This window comes from Bradyrhizobium sp. LCT2 (assembly GCF_009931255.1).
Classification (GTDB): domain Bacteria; phylum Pseudomonadota; class Alphaproteobacteria; order Rhizobiales; family Xanthobacteraceae; genus Bradyrhizobium; species Bradyrhizobium diazoefficiens.
The window spans coordinates 7,028,051-7,049,464 of the sequence record NZ_CP034432.1 but is presented as its reverse complement, the minus strand read 5'-3'; the positions used below and the strand labels follow the sequence as shown (position 1 = coordinate 7,049,464).

Annotated in this window: 20 protein-coding genes; 10 read left to right on the top strand and 10 right to left on the bottom strand. The window is 65.2% G+C overall.

The features are described from left to right. Genes EI171_RS33475 through EI171_RS33465 form a run of 3 tightly spaced genes read right to left on the bottom strand, consistent with a single transcriptional unit; the run spans nt 1 to nt 3,252 of the window. On the bottom strand, nt 1-1,014 hold the full coding sequence (locus EI171_RS33475) for an amino acid ABC transporter substrate-binding protein (protein WP_011085693.1): 1,014 nt from the start codon (nt 1,012-1,014) through the stop codon (nt 1-3). 12 nt (nt 1,015-1,026) lie between these two features. Further along, nucleotides 1,027-2,376, bottom strand: coding sequence for an aspartate aminotransferase family protein (locus EI171_RS33470; RefSeq protein ID WP_028172404.1), 1,350 nt, complete (start codon nt 2,374-2,376; stop codon nt 1,027-1,029). Nucleotides 2,377-2,379: 3 nt separating this feature from the next. Beyond that, a complete protein-coding gene (locus tag EI171_RS33465) occupies nt 2,380-3,252 on the bottom strand; it encodes a MurR/RpiR family transcriptional regulator (protein WP_060911083.1) in 873 nt (290 codons plus the stop codon). A gap of 87 nt (nt 3,253-3,339) precedes the next feature. Between EI171_RS33465 and EI171_RS33460 the strand changes: the two genes are divergently transcribed. Both EI171_RS33460 and EI171_RS33455 read left to right on the top strand, forming a co-directional pair. Further along, the gene (locus tag EI171_RS33460) at nt 3,340-4,527 is read left to right on the top strand and encodes an amino acid ABC transporter permease (protein WP_161535858.1); all 1,188 of its coding nucleotides are present in this window, start codon (nt 3,340-3,342) and stop codon (nt 4,525-4,527) included. A gap of 2 nt (nt 4,528-4,529) precedes the next feature. Then, nucleotides 4,530-5,636, top strand: a complete 1,107-nt coding sequence (locus tag EI171_RS33455; protein ID WP_011085697.1) for an amino acid ABC transporter permease — start codon at nt 4,530-4,532, stop codon at nt 5,634-5,636. A 186-nt stretch (nt 5,637-5,822) separates the two neighbouring features. On the opposite strand, the gene EI171_RS33450 is transcribed toward EI171_RS33455, so the two are convergent. Beyond that, complete coding sequence (locus EI171_RS33450; RefSeq protein WP_161535857.1) at nt 5,823-7,241, bottom strand: amidase; 1,419 nt, start codon at nt 7,239-7,241, stop codon at nt 5,823-5,825. A gap of 126 nt (nt 7,242-7,367) precedes the next feature. Further along, nucleotides 7,368-8,144: an SDR family oxidoreductase gene (locus tag EI171_RS33445; protein ID WP_161535856.1), complete on the bottom strand. Its 777-nt coding sequence runs from the start codon at nt 8,142-8,144 to the stop codon at nt 7,368-7,370. 155 nt (nt 8,145-8,299) lie between these two features. Between EI171_RS33445 and EI171_RS33440 the strand changes: the two genes are divergently transcribed. Continuing rightward, complete coding sequence (locus EI171_RS33440) at nt 8,300-9,373, top strand: tartrate dehydrogenase (protein WP_011085700.1); 1,074 nt, start codon at nt 8,300-8,302, stop codon at nt 9,371-9,373. Nucleotides 9,374-9,546: 173 nt separating this feature from the next. Here the strand turns inward: EI171_RS33440 and EI171_RS33435 are convergent, their stop codons facing one another. The 4 genes from EI171_RS33435 to EI171_RS33420 all read right to left on the bottom strand — a co-directional run bounded on the left by EI171_RS33435 (nt 9,547) and on the right by EI171_RS33420 (nt 13,844). Further along, the gene (locus EI171_RS33435; protein ID WP_060911088.1) at nt 9,547-10,620 is read right to left on the bottom strand and encodes a malate/lactate/ureidoglycolate dehydrogenase; all 1,074 of its coding nucleotides are present in this window, start codon (nt 10,618-10,620) and stop codon (nt 9,547-9,549) included. 12 nt (nt 10,621-10,632) lie between these two features. Next, a complete protein-coding gene (locus tag EI171_RS33430; protein WP_161535855.1) occupies nt 10,633-11,544 on the bottom strand; it encodes an NAD(P)-dependent oxidoreductase in 912 nt (303 codons plus the stop codon). Nucleotides 11,545-11,556: 12 nt separating this feature from the next. Beyond that, nucleotides 11,557-12,807 (bottom strand): Zn-dependent hydrolase, encoded by a 1,251-nt coding sequence (locus EI171_RS33425; protein ID WP_161535854.1) that lies wholly within the window; start codon nt 12,805-12,807, stop codon nt 11,557-11,559. Nucleotides 12,808-12,926: 119 nt separating this feature from the next. Further along, nucleotides 12,927-13,844 (bottom strand): LysR family transcriptional regulator, encoded by a 918-nt coding sequence (locus EI171_RS33420; RefSeq protein ID WP_011085704.1) that lies wholly within the window; start codon nt 13,842-13,844, stop codon nt 12,927-12,929. 119 nt (nt 13,845-13,963) lie between these two features. On the opposite strand from EI171_RS33420, the gene EI171_RS33415 reads away from it, so the two are divergent. The 6 genes from EI171_RS33415 to EI171_RS33390 all read left to right on the top strand — a co-directional run bounded on the left by EI171_RS33415 (nt 13,964) and on the right by EI171_RS33390 (nt 19,544). After that, nucleotides 13,964-14,779, top strand: a complete 816-nt coding sequence (locus EI171_RS33415) for a putative hydro-lyase (protein WP_161535853.1) — start codon at nt 13,964-13,966, stop codon at nt 14,777-14,779. An 89-nt stretch (nt 14,780-14,868) separates the two neighbouring features. Further along, nucleotides 14,869-16,113 (top strand): ABC transporter substrate-binding protein, encoded by a 1,245-nt coding sequence (locus tag EI171_RS33410; RefSeq protein ID WP_038965775.1) that lies wholly within the window; start codon nt 14,869-14,871, stop codon nt 16,111-16,113. 153 nt (nt 16,114-16,266) lie between these two features. Beyond that, a complete protein-coding gene (locus EI171_RS33405; RefSeq protein WP_028172393.1) occupies nt 16,267-17,145 on the top strand; it encodes a branched-chain amino acid ABC transporter permease in 879 nt (292 codons plus the stop codon). Continuing rightward, nucleotides 17,145-18,128: a branched-chain amino acid ABC transporter permease gene (locus tag EI171_RS33400; protein WP_038965773.1), complete on the top strand. Its 984-nt coding sequence runs from the start codon at nt 17,145-17,147 to the stop codon at nt 18,126-18,128. Before EI171_RS33405 ends, EI171_RS33400 begins: the two co-directional genes overlap by 1 nt. Further along, nucleotides 18,125-18,856, top strand: a complete 732-nt coding sequence (locus EI171_RS33395; protein WP_011085709.1) for an ABC transporter ATP-binding protein — start codon at nt 18,125-18,127, stop codon at nt 18,854-18,856. Before EI171_RS33400 ends, EI171_RS33395 begins: the two co-directional genes overlap by 4 nt. Then, complete coding sequence (locus EI171_RS33390) at nt 18,840-19,544, top strand: ABC transporter ATP-binding protein (RefSeq protein ID WP_161535852.1); 705 nt, start codon at nt 18,840-18,842, stop codon at nt 19,542-19,544. Before EI171_RS33395 ends, EI171_RS33390 begins: the two co-directional genes overlap by 17 nt. A gap of 160 nt (nt 19,545-19,704) precedes the next feature. On the opposite strand, the gene EI171_RS33385 is transcribed toward EI171_RS33390, so the two are convergent. Continuing rightward, nucleotides 19,705-20,385, bottom strand: coding sequence for an aldolase (locus EI171_RS33385; protein WP_161535851.1), 681 nt, complete (start codon nt 20,383-20,385; stop codon nt 19,705-19,707). Nucleotides 20,386-20,422: 37 nt separating this feature from the next. On the opposite strand from EI171_RS33385, the gene ltnD reads away from it, so the two are divergent. Next, entirely contained in the window at nt 20,423-21,409 is a 987-nt protein-coding gene (gene ltnD / locus EI171_RS33380; protein WP_371740284.1) for an L-threonate dehydrogenase, read from the top strand. Nucleotides 21,410-21,414 lie beyond the last annotated feature (5 nt).

The window sequence follows — 21,414 nt, the reverse complement described above, 5'->3', positions numbered from 1 at the left end:
TTACTTGAACGGCACGGCGTACATCAGGCCGCCCTTGCTCCAGAGGCCGTTGAGGCCGCGATCGAGCTTGAGCGGGCTCGCCTTGCCGACATTGCGCTCATAGATCTCGCCGTAATTGCCGGTGGCCTTGATCGCGGTGACCAGCCATTTGTTGTCGAGCCCGAGCCGCGAGCCGAGATCGCCGGAGGCCCCCAGCAGCCGCTGGATCGCCGGCGTCTGCGACTTCGCCATCTCATCGACGTTGGCCTGGGTGACGCCGAGCTCTTCGGCCTCGATCAGCCCGTAATGCAGCCAGGTGATGATGTCGCTCCAGACCTCGTCACCGTTGCGGGTGAAGGGCCCGAGCGGCTCCTTGCTGATGGTCTGCGGCAGCACGACGTAGTCGGCCGGGTTGGGCGCTGCGGTCGTCACCGCGCCGGCAAGCGCGGACGCATCCTGGGTCATGGCATCGCAGCGGCCGCCGAAGAAGGTCTGGTACATGGTGTCGACGCGGTCGAACACCAGCGGCTTCCAGTCGATGCCGTTGGCGCGGCCGTAATCGCCGAGCGTAACCTCGTGCGTGGTACCCTGCGCGACGCAGACCGTGGCGCCCTTGAGGTCCTTGATGTCCTTTACGCCAAGGTCCTTCTTCACGACAAAGCCCTGGCCGTCGTAGAAGTTGATCGGGCCCTGGCGCAGGCCCAGTGTCACGCCGCGCAAATAGGTCTGCGTCGAGTTGCGGTAGAGCACGTCGATCTCGCCCGATTGCAGCGCGGTGAAGCGATTCTGCGCTGTCAGGGAGACGTAACGCACCTTGCTGGCATCGCCCAGCACGCCGGCCGCAAGCGCGCGGCAATAGTCGACGTCGAGGCCCTTGTAATTGCCTTGCGAGTCCGGCGCCGAGAAGCCGGCAAAACCTGCGCTGACGCCGCACACCAGCGTGCCGCGGCTCTTTACCGTGTCGAGCGTCGCCGCCTGCGCGGCCACCGCCGATGCTGCGAGCACGCCGGCTGCGATAACCACTTTCCTCATCATGCTACTCTCCCCTCAATGATTGACACTACGCAACACGTTGTCGACGGCGGTGCCGAGCTTGTCGACGATCAGGTCGATCTCGGCGACTGATGCGATATAGGGCGGTGCCAGCAGCACGTGGTCGCCGCGGACGCCGTCCACGGTGCCGCCGCCGGGATAGCAGCCGAGGCCGTTGGCGAAGGCCTCCGCCTTGATCTTCTGGTTGAGCTTGAGCGCCGGATCGAACGAGGTGCGGCTGGCGCGATCGGCGACGAGCTCGATCGCCCAGAATAGGCCGCGCCCCCTGATATCGCCGACATGGCGGTGATTGCCGAAGCGCTCGGTCAGTCGCTGCTCGAGCTGCTTGCCACGCTCCTTGACGCGATCGAGTAGGCCGTCCTCGCGGATCACATCCTGCACCGCGAGCGCGGCCGCGCAGGCGAGGGGGTGCGCCAGATAGGTATGGCCATGCTGGAAGGCGCCCGAGCCTGACCGGATGGTGTCGATGATCCTGCCGCTCGCGAGCATCGCGCCGATCGGCTGGTAACCGCCGCCGAGTCCTTTCGCGATGGCCTGGATATCGGGCGCGACACCTTCCTGCTCCCAGGCGTGCGTGGTGCCGGTGCGGCCCATGCCACACATGACTTCATCCAGGATGAGCAGCGCACCGTGCCGGTCGCAGATTTCGCGCACGGCCCTGAAGTAACCGTCCGGCGCCGTCACCGCGCCGGCGGTGGCGCCGACGACGGGTTCGGCGAGGAACGCCGCAACGGTGTTGGGACCGAGCCGTTGAAATTCAGCTTCGAGCTCGGCTGCGAGCCGCGCTACGAACTGCGCATCCGACTCGCCGTCGTGCTTCTCATGATAAGCAAAGGCGGGAGTCACATGGCTGAAGGCGGCTGACAGCAGCGGCGCATAGGGCGCCCGGCGCCAGGCATTGCCGCCGGCGGCGAGCGCGCCGAGCGTATTGCCGTGATAGCTCTGCCGCCGCGCGATGAAATGCTGTCGCTGCGGCTCGCCGCGCTCGATGAAATATTGCCGCGCGAGCTTGATGCTGGCCTCGATCGCCTCCGATCCGCCGCTGACGAAATAGGCGTAGGCGAGACCGCCGGGCTCGTGCCCGACCAGCGTCTCCGCGAGCGCTTCCGCCGGTTCGGACGAGAAGAAGGCGGTGTGCGCATAGGCGAGCGTCGACGCCTGCTTCGCCATCGCCGCGATCACACGCGGATGCTGGTGGCCGAGACAGGAGACCGCGGCGCCGCCGGAGGCGTCGATGACGCGCCGTCCGTCCTCGGCGAAGAGATAGACGCCTTCGCCGCCGATCGCCTTGGGCGGCGTTTCGCGTAGCGAGCGGTGCAGCACGCGGCTGGTGCGAGTGCTCATGGATCAACCTTTCTCCGAGACGTAGGTGGTAGCTGCGGCAAGCCGCGCCTCGGTATTCTCCAGACGCTTCTTCGCGGCGATGCCGCCGAGCGAGAACGTCACCGCGGCAAGCGACTGTGCAATCGCGATCGCGCCGGTGAGGCTCGGGAAAAAGCCGGGAGAGGAGGCCGCCTCGAACAGCAGCACATGGTCGGCGCCCTCGGCCATCGGTGCTGATACGCTATCGGCGATCGCAATCAGCGTCGCGCCGGCACGATAGGCGGCCTGCGCGACCCGGACGCTCGCGTGCGTATAGGGCAGGAAGCCGATGACGATGACGGCTTCGCCGGGGCGGAAGGCGCCAAGATCGAGATCGTCAGGACCGGACGCGCCGACGAGTTGCACCTGTTCGGGGCGAAATAGCCGCAGTTCGTAGTTCAGAAGTTCCGCGACGCTGCGGCAGCTGCGATAGCCCGCGATCCAGATCCGCTTGGCGTCGTGCAGCGCGCCGGCCGCCTCTGCAATCGGCTGCGCCGGAATGCGCGGAAGGCCGGCGGCCTCGGCCTCGAGCTTGTCGGTAACGAGCGCGACGTCGGCGTGCGGACCATGACGCCGGCTCTTGGCACGGCCGGAGAAGGGCGAGGTCTGCGATGGCCGCCGCGCCTCGGTCAGCGCCGCGCGCAACGCGTCCCAGCCGGAATAGCCGATGGCTTTTGCAAGCCGCGTGAACGCGGCGGGATCGGCGCCGGCAACGGCCGCGAGATCGCGCATCGAGCGGGTGGTGGCGTCGTAATCATTGGCGGCGACGAAGCGTCCGACCTCCTGCAAGCGCATCGGGAGCGATGGCAATGCAATGCGCAGTTCGCTCAGCGGCGAGGATTTCGCGGGCTCGGCCATGAAACATTTGTTGCATGAATTGGCTTTTGGTGCAACAGTTGACGTGCGCCGCCGGAAATCGTTGCTTTTGAGAAGGATTTTTGCGCTGTGACATCAGATGGTCCGAGACCGCCGCCGCGCCGCCGCTTGTTCGGCGCCTTCGGACAACGGGAGCTGAAAGGCCTGTTCTGGCAGGTCCTGGTGGTCGGGATCGCGGTCGGCGTGATCGCCTTCCTCTGGTCCAACACCGTCACCAATCTCTCCGCTCGCCGGATCACCACGGGCTTTGCCTTTCTCGGCCGCGAAGCGGGCATGCCGATCGCCGACAGCCTGCTCGCCTATAGTCCGCGCGACACCTACCTCTGGGCCTTCGTCGTCGGGATCGCCAACACTCTGCGCGTTGCGGTGATCGGCATCGTGCTTGCGACCATCCTGGGCACGCTGATCGGGATCTCGCGGCTGTCGGCCAACTGGCTGCTGTCGCGGCTCGCCGCCGTCTATGTCGAGACGCTCCGCGACATCCCGCTGCTGCTTCAGCTCCTGTTCTGGTACGTGCTGATGCAGGGGCTGCCGGCCGCGCGCGCGGCGTTCCGGCCGCTCGAGGGAGTGTTCCTCTCCAATCGCGGCCTGATCCTGCCGGCGATCCCGATCGGGGCGCCGCAACTCTGGGTGCTCGGCACCGCCGCGCTGGGCTGTGCCGTGTTCTATGTCTTCAGACGATGGCAGATCGCGCAGCAGATGCGGGACGGCAAGCCGCGGCCGGCATGGCCGTTTGCGCTCGGCCTGATCGTCATGCTGCCGGCGGCAGTGTCGGTGCTGCTAGGTGTGCCCTGGGCGATCGAATGGCCCGAGCTGCGCGGCTTCAACTTCGTCGGCGGGTTGACGCTGGCGCCGGAATATTTTGCGCTCCTGATCGCGCTCGTCACCTACACCTCGGCCTTCATCGCCGAGATCGTGCGCAGCGGCATCCAGTCGGTGCCGCGCGGGCAGTGGGATGCCGCCAACGCGCTCGGCCTGCGCCGCAGCTTCATGCTGCGGCAGATCATCCTGCCGCAGGCGCTCCGCGTCATCGTGCCGCCGATGACGAGCCAATACCTCAACCTGACCAAGAACTCCTCGCTCGCGGTCGCGATCGGCTACCAGGACGTGGTCTCGGTCGCCAACACCACGCTGAACCAGACCGGGCAGGCGATCGAGGCGATCGCGCTGATCATGGCGGTGTTCTTGACCATCAGCCTCGGCATCAGCTTCTTCATGAACTGGTACAACGCGCGTATCGCGCTGGTGGAGCGCTGAGCATGACGGCGATCACCGATAGTCCGGATGCACCGCGCGCCGCGCGCCGCCCGCAGATGGGAAATCCGGTGCTGCGCTGGCTGCGCACCAATTTGTTCTCGTCGATCCCCAACGGCATTCTGTCGGTCGTGCTGCTGGCGATCCTCGCCAAGGGCATCTTCAGCTTCGTGCAGTGGGGCATCGCGAATGCAGTGTGGCTGACGCCCGCGAACGATTCCAGCGCGTGCCGTGCCGTCCGCGGCTTCGGCGCCTGCTGGGCGATCATCCCCGAGAAATATCGGTTCATCCTGTTCGGCACCTATCCGTTCGACGAGCAATGGCGGCCGGCGCTGTCGGTGGTGCTGTTCATCGCGCTGTTCTATCTCTCCAGCCGCCGTGCTTTCTGGCGGCGCGAGCTGGTCTATCTCTGGATCGGTGTGCTGGCGCTGATCAGCGTGCTGATGTGGGGAGGCGTGTTCGGCCTGTCCTTCGTGTCGCAGGACCGCTGGGGCGGACTGCCGGTGACGCTGATCCTGGCGACCTTCGGTCTCGCCTTCGGCTTCCCGCTCGGTATCCTCGTCGCGCTCGGCCGGCGCTCAAAGCTGCCGGCGATCCGCTCGCTCAGCGTGCTCTATGTCGAGCTGATCCGCGGCGTGCCGTTGGTCAGCCTGCTGTTCATGGCGAGCGTGATGTTTCCGCTGTTCATGCCCAGCGGCTTCAACATCGACAAGCTGCTTCGTGCGCAGATCGCGATCATCCTGTTTGCGGGCGCTTACCTTGCCGAAGTCATTCGCGGCGGCCTTCAGGCCGTGCCGCGCGGACAATACGAGGCCGCCGAGGCGCTGGGGTTGTCCTATTGGCGCAAGCACCGGCTGATCGTCCTGCCGCAGGCGATCCGCCACGTCATCCCGCCGCTGGTCAACACCTTCATTGCCTTCTTCAAGGACACCAGCCTCGTCCTCATCATCGGCATCTTCGACCTGCTGACGACGGCCAAGACGGCGATCATCGATCCGGCCTGGCAGCAGTTCTCGGTCGAAGTCTACATCTTCGTCGCCGCGATCTATTTTGTGTTCTGCTTTGCGATGTCGCGCTATAGCCGCGGCCTGGAGGCGGCAAGCGGACGGTGAGGTGATCTTCCGTCTCCCCTTGTGGGAGAAGGTGGCGCGAAGCGCCGGATGAGGGGTTCTATCCTCGAGTTCGGACGGTGAGGGAGTCGCTCGCGGAGAGATACCCTCCCGTCTCGCCGCTTTGCGGCGAGCCACCCTCTCCCATGAGGGGAGAGGGGAACTACCGAGTACGCGTTGTAGATCGTGCTACTTCTTCACCTTCGGATCAATCGGCGTCGTGCCGCGCAGGCCCAGAATATCCTCCAGAACCTTCGCTCCCGCGAGCACTTGTGCATCAGCGCGGGGGGCTCCCACCACCTGGACGCCGACCGGCAGGCCTGACGCCGTGAAGCCGCAGGGCAGCGACAGCGACGGGCAGCACGCTAGCGTGATGGCGTAGACGATGCCGAGCCACTCGACGTAGTTGTCGAACCTCTTGCCCGCGCATTCGGCGACATAGCGGTCTTCGATCGGAAAGGGCGGCACGATCGTCGTCGGCACCAGCAGGAGATCGTAGGTCTGGAAGAACTCCACCGCGCGTGCAGTCATGCCGACGCGCTGCGCCTCGGCGCGCGCGAGCTGCTCGACGGTGAGCTTGAGGCCTTCCTCGATGTTCCAGATCACCTCGGGCTTGAGCAGGTCCCGCTTGGTGCGCAGCAGATTGGCCTTGGTGATGGCGAAATCGAACGCGCGCAGCACGTGGAAGCATTCATGCGCCTCGCGCCAGTCGGGATGGGCCTCCTCGACGATGGCGCCGGCCTCGGCAAAGCGTTCGGCAGCCTTGCGTGTGATGGCTTTCACCTCAGGATCGACGGGCGTGATGCCGAGATCGGGTGAATAGGCAATGCGCTTCGGCTTCTTGCCCGCCTGTGTCGTCGACAGGAACGACGTCGTAGGCGCAGGTAGCGACAGCGGATCGTCCGCATAGTCGCCGCTCATGGCATCCAGCAGCAGGGCGAGATCCTCGACGTTGCGTGCCATCGGGCCCACCACGCCGAGATTGCGATCGATCGCCGATTTGGGGGTATGGGCGACGCGGCCAATGCTCGGCCGCATTCCGACGACGCCGCAGAAAGCCGCCGGGCTGCGCAGGCTGCCACCCATGTCGGAGCCCTGGGCGAGCCAGGCCATGCCGGTCGCAAGCGCCACCGCCGCGCCGCCTGAGGAGCCGGCGGCGGACTTGGACGTATCCCAGGGATTGAGGGTTGCGCCGAACACCTCGTTGAAGGTGTTGGCGCCGGCGCCGAATTCCGGCGTGTTGGACTTGGCGTAGACGACTGCGCCGTTGGTTTCGAGGTTCTCGACCATGAGGTCGGACTTCGCAGGGATATTGTCCTTGAAGATCGGCGAACCCTGCGTGTTCAGCACGCCGGCAACGTCGGTCAGGTCCTTGATCGGCACCGGCAGGCCTGCGAGCAGCCCGCGCGCACCGGCCGGTTTCTGCATCAGGGCCTTCGCATTGGCCCGGGCGCGATCGAAGCGCAGCGTCGGCAGCGCGTTGACCTTGCCGTCGACCTCGGCGATGCGCTTCTCCAGCACATCCAGCAGTTCGAGCGGCGAGACGTCGCCGGAACGCAACTTGTTGACGACGGTGCGGGCGGTTTCGCGGATCAGGTCTTGAGACAACTCTTTTACTCCTATCTCTTGATTGTCATTCCGGGGCGCCCGAAGGGCGAACCCGGAATCTCGAGGTTCCGGGTTCGATGCTTTGCATCGCCCCGGAACGACGGTGGCTAAATAACCTTGGAGAAACTAACCCCACCCGGCACTGATGCCGCCATCCACCGTATAGATGACCCCGGACGTATAGCCGGCGCGATCCGACGCCAGGAACGCCATGAGGTCGCCGATCTCGCGCGCATGCGCGGGGCGGCCGAGCGGCAGGCTCTTCTGGAATTCCTTGTAGCGGCTCTCGTCGCCGAACTGGTGCATGGCCCGCGTCTTGAGCAGCGTGACGTGGCGGTCGGTGCCGACAGGGCCGGGATTGATGCCGACCACGCGGATGTTGTCGGCGAGGCTCTTGCCGCCGAGCGCGCGGGTGAACGCCATCAGCGCGGCATTCCCGGCGCTGCCGCAGATGTAGTTCGCGTCGAACTTTTCGCCGGCCGCACCGATGTCGTTGACGATGACCCCGCCGCCCTTCGCCTTCATCTGCGCGTAGATCTGCCGCGTGAGGTTGACGTAGCCGAACACTTTCAATTCCCAGGCGTGGCGCCAGGTCGCCTCGTCGATCTTGTCGATCGAGCCGCCGGGGATGTCGCCGGCATTGTTCACGAGGATGTCGATGTCGGCGGCTTCTGTGGCCAGCCGTGCGATGTCTTCGGTCTTGCGCAGGTCGACGATGCTCGTCGCGGCGTCGATCTGGTGAGCAGACCGCAAGCGGTCCGCCAGCGCCTTGAGCTGATCGCCGCTGCGCGCGGCGAGCAGGAGATGCGCGCCTTCCTCGGCGAACGCCTCGGCGGCGGCGGCGCCGATGCCCTTGGACGCGCCCGTGATCAGGACACGCTTGCCACGCAGATGCAGATCCATGGGGGTTACTCGCAAGATAGGAATACGATGAAATCAGTAGGCGGTCGGCCGTGCCACGGTCAACATTGCAGTGCAGCGTTGCACTGCCCGCGACTTTGGTTCATTGCAGGGCGATCAAAAGACGGCGGCTGCCGGACCAACCAAGGACGTTCTCGATGAGCAAAAAACAATACCGGATCGCGGTCATCCCCGGCGACGGCATCGGCAAGGAAGTAATGCCGGAGGGCCTGCGCGTTCTGGAGGCGGCCGCCAAGAAACACGGCGTGTCCCTGCATTTCGACCATTTCGACTTCTCGTCATGGGACTATTACGAGAAGCACGGCCAGATGATGCCGGACGACTGGAAGGAGAAGATCGGCAAGCACGACGCGATCTATTTCGGCGCGGTCGGCTGGCCGGCCAAGATTCCGGATCATGTTTCGCTGTGGGGCTCGCTGATCAAATTCCGCCGCGAGTTCGACCAGTACGTGAACCTGCGGCCGGTACGGCTGATGCCCGGCGTGCCGTCGCCGCTCGCCAACCGCAAGCCCGGCGACATCGATTTCTGGGTGGTTCGTGAGAACACCGAGGGTGAATATTCCTCCGTCGGCGGCCGCATGTTCCCGGACACCGACCGTGAATTCGTCACCCAGCAGACGGTGATGACACGCACCGGCGTCGACCGCATCCTGAAGTTCGCCTTCGAGCTCGCGCAATCGCGGCCGAAGAAGCACCTGACCTCGGCGACCAAGTCGAACGGCATCTCCATCACCATGCCCTATTGGGACGAGCGCGTGGAGGCGATGGCGAAGAAGTTCCCGGGCGTGAAGTGGGACAAGTACCACATCGACATCCTCACCGCGAACTTCGTGCTGCATCCTGACTGGTTCGACGTCGTGGTCGGCTCGAATCTGTTCGGTGACATCTTGTCCGATCTCGGCCCGGCCTGCACCGGTACCATCGGCATCGCGCCATCAGGCAACATCAATCCCGAGGGCGATTTCCCCTCGGTGTTCGAGCCGGTGCACGGCTCGGCGCCCGACATCGCGGGCCAGGGCATCGCCAACCCGATCGGCGCAATCTGGTCCGGTGCGATGATGTTCGAGCATCTCGGCGAGAAGGAAGCCGGCCGATCGATCGTGGAAGCGATCGAGCGCACGCTCGCCGAGCGCACGCTGCGCACCAGGGATCTCGGCGGCAATGCCGACACGACGGCCTGCGGCAAGGCGGTCGCGGATATGGTGGATTAAGCAGAGCTGCTAACCGAGGCGTCGTCCCGGCGAAAGCCGGGACCCATTACCCCAGGGAGTAGTTGCGGCGCGACGTTGGTGACTACGAGTCTTCGCCAAACCACCTTCTGTGGTTATAGGCCCCGGATCTGCGCTTCGCTGCGCTGATCCGGGACGACAGCAGTTGCGGTTTCCTACCCCGCGATCTTCTCGATCGCGGCCTGATCCAGCCCGAACTTCTGCCCGGCCGCGAGAATCTCCTGCCAGGTGGTCGGATCGACCGGAATGCCTTCTGCGAGGCGCTTCTTCTTGGTCTCGCGCTCGGGCTCGCCGGCGATCTTGACCTTGTCGACGCCGGGGCCAGGCGGTGAGCCGGTGTGCCAGACGACGAAGCTTTCGACTTCGCGTGCGAGGTTTTCGCCGGTGCCGAGCTTGCCCGGGTCGATGATGATCGAGAGCATGCCGTTGAGGACGTTGTACTTGCCGTCGGACGGGCCCTTGACCACCTGTCCGCCGGAGAGCGCGCCGCCGAGGATTTCGCACACGAGCGCGAGCCCCGAACCCTTGTGCTCGCCGAACGGCAGAATAGCGCCGTACGGCGGGATCACGGTGTAGCGCGGATTGACCGTGGGCTTGCCTTCATTGTCGATGATGGTGCCGGGCTCCAGTTCGACGCCCTTGTTGTGGGCGACGCGGGTCTTTCCCTGCGCGATCCTGCTGGTGGCGAAGTCGAGCACGATCGGCTCTTTGCCCCTGCGCGGGATGCCGACGCAGAACGGGTTGGTGCCGTGGCGGGCATCGCTGCCGCCCCAGGGCGCCACGATCGGGCGCGAGATCACGTTGACGAAGTGGATCGATACAAGCCCGTGGTCGATGCACTGCTCGGCCCAGTGGCCGATGCGGCCAATGTGGTGCGCATTGGAAAGACCGACGAGACATACGCCGTTGCTCTTGGCACGCTCGGCCGCCAGCTCCATCGCTTCGTGGCCGATCACCTGGCCGTAGCCGGTGAGGCCGTCGAGGGTGAGGAGCGGGCCAGTGTCGAGCACGATCTTGACGTGCTGGTTCACGGCGAGGCCGCCGTTGGTGACGCTCTGGACATAGCGCGGGATCATGCCGACGCCGTGCGAGTCATGTCCCCTAAGATTGGCCTCGACGAGGTTGGTGGATACGAGCTCGGCCTCGCGGTCCGAGGAGCCGCCGGCCTTGACGATGGCGCGGACGACGCTGGTGAGCGCTTCGGCCTTGATGGTGCGATAGTCAGCCATTTGTTGTTGCTCTTATCCCTTCACGATCCGGCGGCAGTGAATCCAGGCCGCTTCAATCAGGTTCTCGCTGGCCTCCGGCGTGCGGAACGCCGAATGCGCCGACAGTGTCACGTTCGGCAGTTTTGTCAGCGGATGATCGCCGGGCAGGGGCTCGATGTTGAAGACGTCGAGGCCGGCGTGACGGATGTGGCCCGACTTCAGCGCGTCGATCATGGCGGCCTCGTCGACGACCGCGGCGCGCGCGGTGTTGATGAGGATGACGCCGGGCTTCATCGCAAAGATCTTCTCGCGCGTGATCATGCCGCGCGTTTCTTCGTTGAGCAGCAGGTGCAGCGACACCACGTCGCTGGTCGCCAGCACCGTGTCGAGATCGGTGAACGTGACGCCCGGGGAGCTCTTCGGCGAGCGATTCCAGGCGATCACCTTCATGCCGCTGCCGGACGCAATGCGCGCGACCTCTGCTGCGATGCCGCCGAAGCCGATAAGGCCGAGCGTCTTGCCGGTGAGCTGCATGCCGTCTTCGCGCAGCCAGTTGCCGACGCGCATCTCGCGGTCCATCATCGCGATGACGCGGGCCGAGGCCCACATCAGCGCGATCGCAGATTCAGCCACGGCGGTGTCGCCATAGCCCTTGATCAGGTGCACGGAGATGCCGAGCTCGGCGAGCTCTTCCGGATTCATGTAGCTGCGCGCGCCGGTGCCGAGGAACACGACGTGCTTCAGCCCCATGCATTTCTTCGCGACGTCCGTCGGCAGCGCGGTGTGGTCGACGATCGCGATCTCGGCGCCGTCGAGGATTTCCGGGTATTGCTCGGGCTTGATGTCCGGATCCCTGTTGATCCGCACCTTGGGATCGCCTGGTTTCTCCAGCCGCTCCATGATCACGGCGAGGGCTTCGTTGGCGTCGACGAAAACTCCGCGCATGGCTCTCTCCGGTCAGGCCGCGACGCCGGCGATCGCCAGCACGGTATGCATCAGCACGTTGGTGCCTGCGGCGCAGTCGGGCTGCGTGGCATCCTCAAGCTCGTTGTGGCTGATGCCGTCCCTGCAGGGCACGAACACCATCGCCGCCGGCATGACGGTGTTGAGGTTGCAGGCGTCGTGGCCGGCGCCGGAGGTGATGCGGCGAGAGGAATAGCCGAGCGTCTTCGCCGCGTTCTCGACCGCCGCGATCAGCTTGGGATCGAAATGCGTCGGCGGCTTGCGCCAGACCAGGTCGATCTTGACCTCGACCTTGCGGCGGGCGGCAATCTCGGCAATCGCGGCGCGCAGATCGTGATCGAGCGCGTCCATGATCGCGCCATCGGCACTGCGGCAATCCATGGTGAAGGCGATCTCGCCGGGAATGACGTTGCGCGAGGGGTTTGAGATCACGGCCTCGCCGATGGTGCCGACCGCGTTCGGCCCATGCTTCTTTGCAATCGCCTCCATCGCCAACACGATTTCGGAGAGCGTGGCCAGCGCATCGCGCCGCAGCGGCATCGGGGTCGATCCCGCATGGCTCTCGAAGCCGGAAATCTTGCCGTCATACCAGAGCACGCCCTGGCCGGAATCGACGACGCCGATGGTCTTGCCCTCGGCCTCCAAAATCGGGCCCTGCTCGATGTGCAGCTCGACGAAGCAGCCGAGCTTCTGGAAGCCGACCGGCTTGTCGCCGCGATAGCCGATGCCGTCGAGCGCCTGGCCGACGGTGATGCCCTCGGCGTCCTTGCGTGACAGGATGTCGTCGGTGGTGAAATCGCCGACGTAAGCCGCGGACGCCATCATCGCGGGCGCGAAGCGCGAGCCTTCCTCGTTGGTCCAGTTGACCACACAGATGGGCGCCTCGGTCTCGATGCCGGCGTCGTTCAGGGTGCGGATCACTTCCAGCGCGCCGAGCGTTCCCAGGATGCCGTCATATTTGCCGCCGGTCGGCTGGGTGTCGAGATGCGAGCCGATGCCGACGGGCGGCTTCGACATGTCACGTCCCTTGCGCAGGCCGAACTGTGAGCCGAGCGCATCGACATGAACCTCGAGACCGGCATCCTCGCAGGCCTTGCGGAACCAGTCGCGCACCTGCTTGTCCTCGGCGCTCAGCGTCAGCCGCCGCACGCCGCCCTTGGCCGTCCCGCCGAATTGCGCGGTCTCGTGGATGGAGCCCCAGAGGCGGGCGGAATCGATTTGCAGATTGGTGGCGGCTCGGCTCATGCGGTCAGTCTCTCAGTTGTCATTCCGGGGCCCGACGAGCGAACCCGGAATCTCGAGATTCCGGGTCTGGTGCTTGCGCACCATCCCGGAATGACGTTGAAGGTTGTCCGGCATCCGTTTCAATGACGCGCCAGCGCGGGCGCGTCAACCGCGAGGCTGCTCTGCGCAATCTGACATGCAAGCTCGGCGACACGCTCCACCGCCACGACGTCGGGCGAGGCGAGCCAGCTCGCCGTGAACGTCAGCGGTGTGATTTCGAGATCGGTGTCGAGCAGTTGCAGCCGCCCGTCGGCGAGCTCGTTCTCGACGATGGCGTCGGGGATCACGGCGATCCCGAGGCCCTCGACCGCCATGTGGATAACGGTCGCGAGCGACGCAGAGGCATGCAGCCGTATCGGCGGCAATTCCGGCCGGTCGAACACCTCGCGCACGACCTCGTAAGGCTTGGTCTTGCGTGGGAAGGTGATGATCGGAAACCGTGCGAGCTCCGCCGGCGTCACCGGACCCTTGCCGAGCCCGAGCGAGGGGCTTGCGAGAAAGCCGATCGGGTAGTCGGCGAGCACGCGATTGTGCACGCCGGAGGCGGACAGCGGCCCAACCACGAAAGCAAGCTCGATCTCCTGCGCGAGGAGGCGTGCCGTGAGGTTCGGGGTGATGTCGACCTCGATCTCGAGCGACAGGTTCGGATAGATCTGGTTCACGCTTTTCACGAGGCGCGGCAGCCAGGTGTGCACGATGGTCTCGGCGACGCCGAGCCGCATCACGCCGCGCATCGCTGAGCGGTCGCCGATCTCCGCCATCATCTGAGCGCGGAGACCGATCAGCTTCTCCGCATAGACCATCATCTGCCGGCCGCTCGGCGTCGGCGAGGCCACGCGATGGTCGCGGTTGAGCAGCTTCACGCCCATCTCGCGCTCGAGCTGGGCGATGCGCTGGGAGATCGCCGGCTGGGTCGTGTTGAGGCGGGCCGCAGCGCCGCGGAAGCTGCCGAGCTTCACAACCCAGAGGAACGTCTCGATCGATCTGAAGTCCAGCATTGGAAGGATTTCCCCGATCGATAAACTGGATTTATCGATATTGATTAGAAAGGACGATTAGACTTTATAGCACGCTTGGTGTTGGCTGTCTTTGTCGAGTTTATAGGCAGGTCGATCAGATGACTGTTTTGGTGGCAGCGCAGCAAACTGAAACACCCGACACCCTCCCGAGCCGCCAGGCGCGGCTCGCCTATCGCGGCGGCGAGGTGGGGTCCACCGCCGGGGTCGCCCCCGGCTTCGTCCAGGGCAATCTGGCGATCCTGCCGGCGGAATACGCCAGCGCCTTTCACCGCTTCTGCCAGCTCAACCCGAAACCCTGCCCGATCATCGGCATGTCCGACGTCGGCAGTCCGCATATCCCCGCACTCGGCGCCGATCTCGACATCCGCACCGACGTTCCCCGCTACCGTGTCTGGCGCGATGGCGAAGTCGTCGACGAGCCGACCGACGTGAAGAGCTACTGGCGCGACGATCTGGTGACCTTCGTGCTCGGCTGCTCGTTCTCGTTCGAGGAGGCGCTGCTCGACGAGGGCATGCCGATCCGCCACATCGAGCAGAACGTGCGCGTGCCGATGTACCGCACCAACATCGCCTGCGGCGAGGCCGGTCCGTTCGCCGGCCCCATGGTGGTGTCGATGCGTCCGTTCAAGCCGGCCGATGCGATCCGCGCCGTGCAGATCACCTCGCGCTATCCAGCCGTGCACGGCGCGCCCGTGCATCTCGGCCATCCGCATCTGATCGGCATCAAGGACATCGCCAAGCCCGACTATGGCGATCCCGTGCCGGTCGCCGATGACGAGATTCCGGTGTTCTGGGCCTGCGGCGTCACGCCGCAATCGGTGATCAACGCCGCCAGGCTGCCGTTCGCGATCACGCATTCGCCCGGCCTGATGCTGGTGACGGATCTCAAGAACAGGACCATGGCCGTGATATAGTGGGCAGCGTTTGCTGCTTCTTCGGGCTTTACCGCATCCATCAATCGCTTCATTCGATCAGCCGAAATTCCGTAACAGAGGACTTTGCCATGACGATCTCTCGCCGCGACGTGTTGCTGGGTGCCACCGCCACAGCAGCGCTGGTGCCGCTCGCCGCACGCGCCCAGACCTCGGAAGTCGTGATCGGCGTCATCTATCCGTTCTCCGGTGGCAGCGCGCAGCAGGGCGTCGATGCGCAGAAGGCCTATGAGACCGCGCTCGAGGTCATCAACAAGGACACCGATTTCGACCTGCCGCTGGCGAAGGGCGAAGGCCTGCCGGGCCTCGGCGGCGCAAAAGTCCGTCTCGTGTTCGCCGACCACCAGGCCGATCCGCAGAAGGGCCGCGCCGAGGCCGAGCGCCTGATCACGCAGGAGAAGGTCTCCGCCATCATCGGCACCTACCAGAGCGCGGTCGCCGTCACCGTCAGCCAGATCTGCGAGCGTTACCAGATCCCGTTCGTCTCCGCCGACAACTCCTCGCCGAGCCTGCATCGCCGCGGTCTCAAATATTACTTCCGTGCCGCGCCGCATGACGAGATGTACTCGGCCGCGATGTTCGACTTCTTCGACGCGATGAAGAAGAAGGGCACCAAGATCGAGACGCTGTCACTGTTCCACGAGGATACCATCTTCGGCACCGACTCGGGCAACGCCCAGGCCAAGATCGCCGGCGAGCGCGCCTACAAGATCGTCACCGACATCAAGTATCGCGCCAATTCGCCGTCGCTCTCGGCCGAAGTGCAGCAGCTCAAGACCGCCAATGCCGACGTGCTGATGCCCTCGAGCTACACCACCGACGGCATCCTGCTGGTCAAGACCATGGCCGAGCTCGGCTACAAGCCCAACGCGATCGTGGCGCAGGACGCAGGCTTTTCCGAGAAGGCGCTCTACGACGCCGTCGGCGACAAGCTCGAAGGCGTGATCTCGCGCGGCACCTTCTCGCTCGACCTCGCGCAGAAGCGCCCGATGGTCGGCAAGATCAACGAGATGTTCAAGGCGCGGTCGGGCAAGGATTTCAACGACCTCACTTCGCGCCAGTTCATGGGCCTGATCATCCTTGCTGACGCCATCAGCCGCGCCAAGTCGACCGACGGCGAGAAAGTCCGCGATGCGCTGGCCGCCACCGACATCCCGGGCGAGCAGACCATCATGCCCTGGAAGCGCGTCAAGTTCGACGAGATGGGCCAGAACAACGACGCCGACCCGGTGCTGCTGCAATATGTCGGCGGCAAGTTCGTCACCATCTTCCCGCCGCAGGCCGCGATCGCCGAAGCGATCTGGCCGATGAAGTAAGCGTTTCGGAGAGCGGGAGCTCAGACTTGGCTCCCGCCCTCATCCTGAGGAGCGGGCGTAGCTCGCGTCTCGAAGGACGAGGGTGGACCCATCCTTCGAGACGCGCGCCGCGGCGCGTTCCTCAGGATGAGGGCGTATTGTGGGGGACGACTTTTGACAGCTCAAGCCATTATCCAGAGTCTCGCGAGCGGCCTTCTCATGGGCCTGCTCTACGGACTGATCGCCGTCGGCCTCGCGCTGATCTTCGGCCTGATGGACGTCGTGAACTTCGCCCATGGCGAGTTCCTGATGATCGCGATGTATGTGAGCTTCTTCCTGTTCGCGTTCTTCGCCATCGACCCCCTGCTGTCGGCGCCGCTGGTCGCCGCGGCCCTGTTCGTGTTCGGGGCGGTCGTCTACCTCTTGATTGTACGCTTCGCGATGCGCGCCAAGGCAAACGCCGGCATGGTGCAGATCTTCTCGACCTTCGGCCTTGCCATCGTGATGCGCGGGCTCGCGCAGTTCTTCTTCACGCCGGACTATCGCAGCATTCCGCAGTCCTGGCTCGGCGGCAAGACGATCTCGATCGGCGGCATCTTCCTGCCGGAGCCGCAGTTGATCGGCGCGCTGGTCTCGATCGCGGCTTTCGCCGGCCTCTATTTCTTCATCAACCGCACTGACTTCGGCCGCGCGCTCGAAGCCACCCGCGAAGATCCCGGTGCAGTCGCACTCGTCGGCATCGACAAGAACCGCGTGTTCGCGCTGGGCTGGGGCCTGGGCGCCGCACTGGTCGGTCTCGCCGGCGCGATCATGGCGGTGTTCTTCTACATCTATCCGGACGTCGGCGCCTCCTTCGCGCTGATCGCCTATGTCACGGTTGCGCTCGGTGGTTTCGGCAGTGTGTTCGGCGCGTTCGCCGGCGGCATCATCGTCGGCCTCGTCGAGGCGACCACCGCCCTGGTGCTGCCGCCTTCGCTGAAATCGGTCGGCATCTACGCGGTCTATCTGCTCGTCGTCTTCATCCGGCCGCGCGGCCTGTTCGGATCGATGTGATGGACCAGAATTTTGCTACGCGGCGCCGCCGCGACCTGATCATCGCCGCGGTGCTGGCCGCGCTCGCGGCCCTTGCACCGCTGTTCATCAAGGATGTCTACGTCCAGAACATCCTGATCCTGACCCTGATGTACGCGGCGCTGTCGCAGAGCTGGAACATCCTGTCCGGCTATTGCGGACAGATCTCGCTGGGGCACGCGCTCTATTTCGGCATCGGCGCCTATACCACCGAGCTGCTGTTCACCAAGTTCGGCGTATTGCCCTGGTTCGGCATGCTCGCCGGCGGCGTGATTGCGGCCGTCATCGCAATGGGGCTTGGCTATCCCTTCTTCCGTCTGCGCGGCCATTACTTCGTGATCGCGACCATCGTCATCGCCGAGATCGGGCTGCTCCTGTTCCAGAACTGGGAATGGGCGGGTGCTGCGATGGGCATCACCATTCCGGTGCGCGGCGACAGCTGGCTGAAATTCCAGTTCATGCGCAGCAAGCTGCCTTACTTCTATTTCGCGCTGGTGCTGTGCAGCCTCGCCTGGTTCGTCACCTGGTGGCTCGAAGATTCCAAATGGGGCTTCTGGTGGCGCGCCGTGAAGGACAATCCGGAAGCGGCCGAGAGCCTCGGCGTCGTCGTGTTCAATTCCAAGATGGGCGCGGCGGCCGTCTCCGCCTTCCTCGTCGCCATCGGCGGTGCCTTCTATGCGCAGTTCCTCGCCTATATCGATCCCGAGAGCGTGATGGGCTTCCAGTTCTCGCTGCTGATGGCGCTGCCGGCCGTGCTCGGCGGCATCGGCACCCTGTGGGGGCCGGTGCTCGGCGCTGCCATCCTGATCCCGATGACGGAGCTGACACGCTCCTATATCGGCGGCTCCGGCCGTGGTGTTGACCTTATCGTCTATGGCGCACTGATCGTTGCGATCTCGCTGGCCCTGCCGCGCGGTCTGGTGAGCCTGTTCTCCCGTTCAAAAGCAAAGGGAGCCACGCGATGACCGCGCTCCTTGAAACCCGCGGCGTCTGGCAGCGGTTCGGCGGCCTCGTCGCCAACAGCGACGTGTCGATCTCGGTCGGCCGCGGCGAGATCGTCGGCCTGATCGGCCCGAACGGTGCCGGCAAGTCGACATTGTTCAATCTCATCGCCGGCGTCCTGCCGCCGACCCAGGGCTCGATCTGGTTCGACGGCGAGGACGTCACCCACATGCCGGCGGCCGAACGCTGCCAGCGCGGCGTCGGGCGCACCTTTCAGGTGGTCAAGAGCTTCGAGACCATGACCGTCATCGACAACGTCATCGTCGGTGCGCTGGTGCGCAACACCGTGATGCGCGAGGCGCGGCGCAAGGCGCATGAGGTGCTCGAATTCACCGGCCTTGCAGCACGCGCCGACGTGCTCGCGAGCGATCTCGTGCCGGCCGAGAAGCGCCGCCTCGAAGTCGCCCGTGCGCTCGCGACCGAACCAAAGCTGCTGTTGCTCGACGAAGTCCTCACCGGCCTCACGCCGACCGAGGCGCAGACCGGCGTCGCGCTGGTGCGCAAGGTGCGCGATGCCGGCATCACCGTGCTGATGGTCGAGCACGTCATGGAGATCGTGATGCCGCTGGTCGACCGCGCCATCGTGCTTGACCTCGGCAAGGTGCTGGTCGAGGGCAAGCCTGCCGACGTCGTTCGCGATCCCAAGGTGATCAGCGCATATCTGGGAGATCGTCATGCTGTCAGTGCATGAAGTCACGACCGCCTATCAGGGTCTGGTCGCGATCTCCGCAGTCTCGATCGAGGTCGAGAAGGGCGAGATCGTCTGCGTCGCCGGCGCCAACGGCGCGGGCAAGTCGACGCTGCTGAAATCCATCGCCGGCGCCGAACGCCCGCGTTCGGGCACCGTGACGTTCGACGGCAAGCGCCTCGACGGCATGGCGCAGCACCACATCACGGCCACCGGCATCGCCTATGTGCCGGAGAACCGCCGCCTGTTCCCGCGCCTGTCGGTGCGCGACAACCTTCGCCTCGGCAGCTATCTCTACCGCGGCGAGGCGAACCGCGAGGGACCGCTCGACCTCGTCTTCAACCTGTTTCCGCGTCTTCAGGAACGTTTGGAGCAGCGCGCCGAAACGCTCTCCGGCGGCGAGCAGCAGATGCTCGCCATCGGCCGCGCGCTGATGACGCGCCCGCGGCTGCTGATGCTGGACGAGCCGTCGCAAGGCATCATGCCGAAGCTGGTCGACGAAATCTTCCAGGCGGTATTGCGCATCCGCGACGCCGGCATGACCGTCCTGATCGTCGAGCAGCGCATGGCCGAATGCCTGGAGATCGCCGACCGCGCCTACATCTTGCAAACCGGCCGCGTGCTGATGCAGGGCCCGGCAGCCGAGATCAGGGGCAATCCCGATGTGAGGAAGGCGTATCTGGGGCTGTAGCTAGACTGCCGCCGCAATCGCAGCCTTCATCCTGAGGTGCGCGCTCTTCGCGCGCCTCGAAGGATGGGCCGCAAGCGCCTGTAGCCCATCCTTCGAGGCTTCGCCTTGCGATGCATTGCATCGCAAGGCTCGCACCCCAGGATGACGGCGGAGTTTGCGGTTAATGTCCGTGCCCGTGCCCATGCTCCGGCAACGTCACCCCGAACACCTTCACCAGATCCTTCACCTGCTCCGGTGACAAATATCGCGGGTTCAACCCGCGCAGCAGCAGATACAGCTTCGCCGTCTCCTCCAGCTCCTCGGTCGCGAAAACCGCGGCCTCCAGCGTGTCGCCGGCGACCACCGGGCCGTGATTGGCGAGCAGCACGGACGAATATTTCCCCGCCAGCCCCTTGATCGCATCCGCCACCGCGGGATCGCCGGGGCGGTAATAGGGCACGAGCGCGGTGGCGCCGCATTTCATCAGATAATAGGCCGTCATCGGCGGCAGCGCGGCGCGCGGGTCGATCTCGGGCAGCATCGACAGTGCGACGGAATGCGTCGAGTGCAGGTGCACGATCGCGCGTGCGCTGCCGCGGGTGTCGTAGAGCGCGGTGTGTAGTGGAACTTCCTTGGTCGGTGCATCGCCCGAGATCGGCCGGCCCTGGCTATCCAGCCGCGACAGCCGCGCCGGGTCGAGGAAGCCGAGCGAGGCATTGGTCGGCGTCACCAGCCAGCCGCCATCGTCAAGCTTGACGCTGATATTGCCGGAGGAGCCCGGCGTCAGCCCGCGCTCGAACAGGGACCGTCCGAAGCGGCAGATATCCTCACGCAGCCTTGTCTCGTTGCTCATGGCCGTCATGCCTGCTTGTCTCACGCTTTGGCAGCGCGGCCAAGCCGTGTTATTCGGTTGCCAAGCTGCCGCAAAGGGCGGCTATTCGGGAAACGTTCGCAAGGGTCAGTTGCATATGTCCGCCTCCACGTCACAGAATCAGCGTATCGCCGTCGTCGGGCTTGGCTCGATGGGGTTTGGCATGGCGACCTCGCTGAAGCGCGCCGGTCACGCCGTCACCGGCTGCGACGTCTCGGCTGATGCGGTGGCGCGCTTCGTGAAGGACGGCGGCGCGGGCGCCAAGACGCCGGCCGAAGCGGCCAAGGACGCCGACGTCGTCGTCAGCGTCGTCGTCAACGCCGCGCAGACCGAGACGATCCTGTTCGGCAAGGATGGCGTCGCCGAAACCATGCCCAAGGACAGCGTCTTCCTGTCATCGGCCACCATGGATCCCGACGTGGCGCGGCGCCTTGCCAAGCAGCTCGAGGCGACCGGTCGGCATTATCTGGATGCGCCGATCTCCGGCGGGGCGCAGCGCGCCGCGCAAGGCGAGCTGACGATCCTCGCCTCAGGCAGCCCGGCCGCCTTTGCAAAGGCACGGCCGGCGCTCGATGCCATGGCCGCAAAGCTCTACGAGCTTGGTGATGCCGCAGGGCAGGGTGCCGCCTTCAAGATGATCAACCAGTTGCTGGCCGGCGTGCACATCGCTGCTGCCAGCGAAGCGATGGCGTTCGCGGCCAAGCAGGGCCTCGACATCCGCAAGGTCTATGAGGTGATCACGGCCTCCGCCGGCAATTCCTGGATGTTCGAGAACCGCATGCCGCATGTGCTCGACGGCGACTATACGCCGCGTAGCGCGGTCGAGATCTTCGTCAAGGACCTCGGCATCATCCAGGACATGGCGCGCAGCGCCAGATTCCCGGTGCCGGTCTCCGCCGCCGCCCTCCAGATGTTCCTGATGACGGCTGCCGCCGGCATGGGCCGCGATGACGACGCCTCGGTTGCGCGCATGTATGCGCAGGTCACCGGCGTGAAGCTGCCCGGCGACAAGTAAGGATA

Bases quoted from the DNA above. Each gene is read 5' to 3' on its own strand.
- EI171_RS33390 (WP_161535852.1), top strand. From the start codon at position 18,840: ATGCTGTCAGTGCATGAAGTCACGACCGCCTATCAGGGTCTGGTCGCG.
- EI171_RS33435 (WP_060911088.1), bottom strand. From the start codon at position 10,620: ATGGCTGACTATCGCACCATCAAGGCCGAAGCGCTCACCAGCGTCGTC.
- EI171_RS33425 (WP_161535854.1), bottom strand. From the start codon at position 12,807: ATGAGCCGAGCCGCCACCAATCTGCAAATCGATTCCGCCCGCCTCTGG.
- EI171_RS33430 (WP_161535855.1), bottom strand. From the start codon at position 11,544: ATGCGCGGAGTTTTCGTCGACGCCAACGAAGCCCTCGCCGTGATCATG.
- EI171_RS33470 (WP_028172404.1), bottom strand. From the start codon at position 2,376: ATGAGCACTCGCACCAGCCGCGTGCTGCACCGCTCGCTACGCGAAACG.
- EI171_RS33385 (WP_161535851.1), bottom strand. From the start codon at position 20,385: ATGACGGCCATGAGCAACGAGACAAGGCTGCGTGAGGATATCTGCCGC.
- EI171_RS33465 (WP_060911083.1), bottom strand. From the start codon at position 3,252: ATGGCCGAGCCCGCGAAATCCTCGCCGCTGAGCGAACTGCGCATTGCA.
- EI171_RS33445 (WP_161535856.1), bottom strand. From the start codon at position 8,144: ATGGATCTGCATCTGCGTGGCAAGCGTGTCCTGATCACGGGCGCGTCC.
- EI171_RS33410 (WP_038965775.1), top strand. From the start codon at position 14,869: ATGACGATCTCTCGCCGCGACGTGTTGCTGGGTGCCACCGCCACAGCA.
- EI171_RS33420 (WP_011085704.1), bottom strand. From the start codon at position 13,844: ATGCTGGACTTCAGATCGATCGAGACGTTCCTCTGGGTTGTGAAGCTC.
- EI171_RS33440 (WP_011085700.1), top strand. From the start codon at position 8,300: ATGAGCAAAAAACAATACCGGATCGCGGTCATCCCCGGCGACGGCATC.
- EI171_RS33395 (WP_011085709.1), top strand. From the start codon at position 18,125: ATGACCGCGCTCCTTGAAACCCGCGGCGTCTGGCAGCGGTTCGGCGGC.
- EI171_RS33455 (WP_011085697.1), top strand. From the start codon at position 4,530: ATGACGGCGATCACCGATAGTCCGGATGCACCGCGCGCCGCGCGCCGC.
- EI171_RS33475 (WP_011085693.1), bottom strand. From the start codon at position 1,014: ATGATGAGGAAAGTGGTTATCGCAGCCGGCGTGCTCGCAGCATCGGCG.
- EI171_RS33400 (WP_038965773.1), top strand. From the start codon at position 17,145: ATGGACCAGAATTTTGCTACGCGGCGCCGCCGCGACCTGATCATCGCC.
- EI171_RS33415 (WP_161535853.1), top strand. From the start codon at position 13,964: ATGACTGTTTTGGTGGCAGCGCAGCAAACTGAAACACCCGACACCCTC.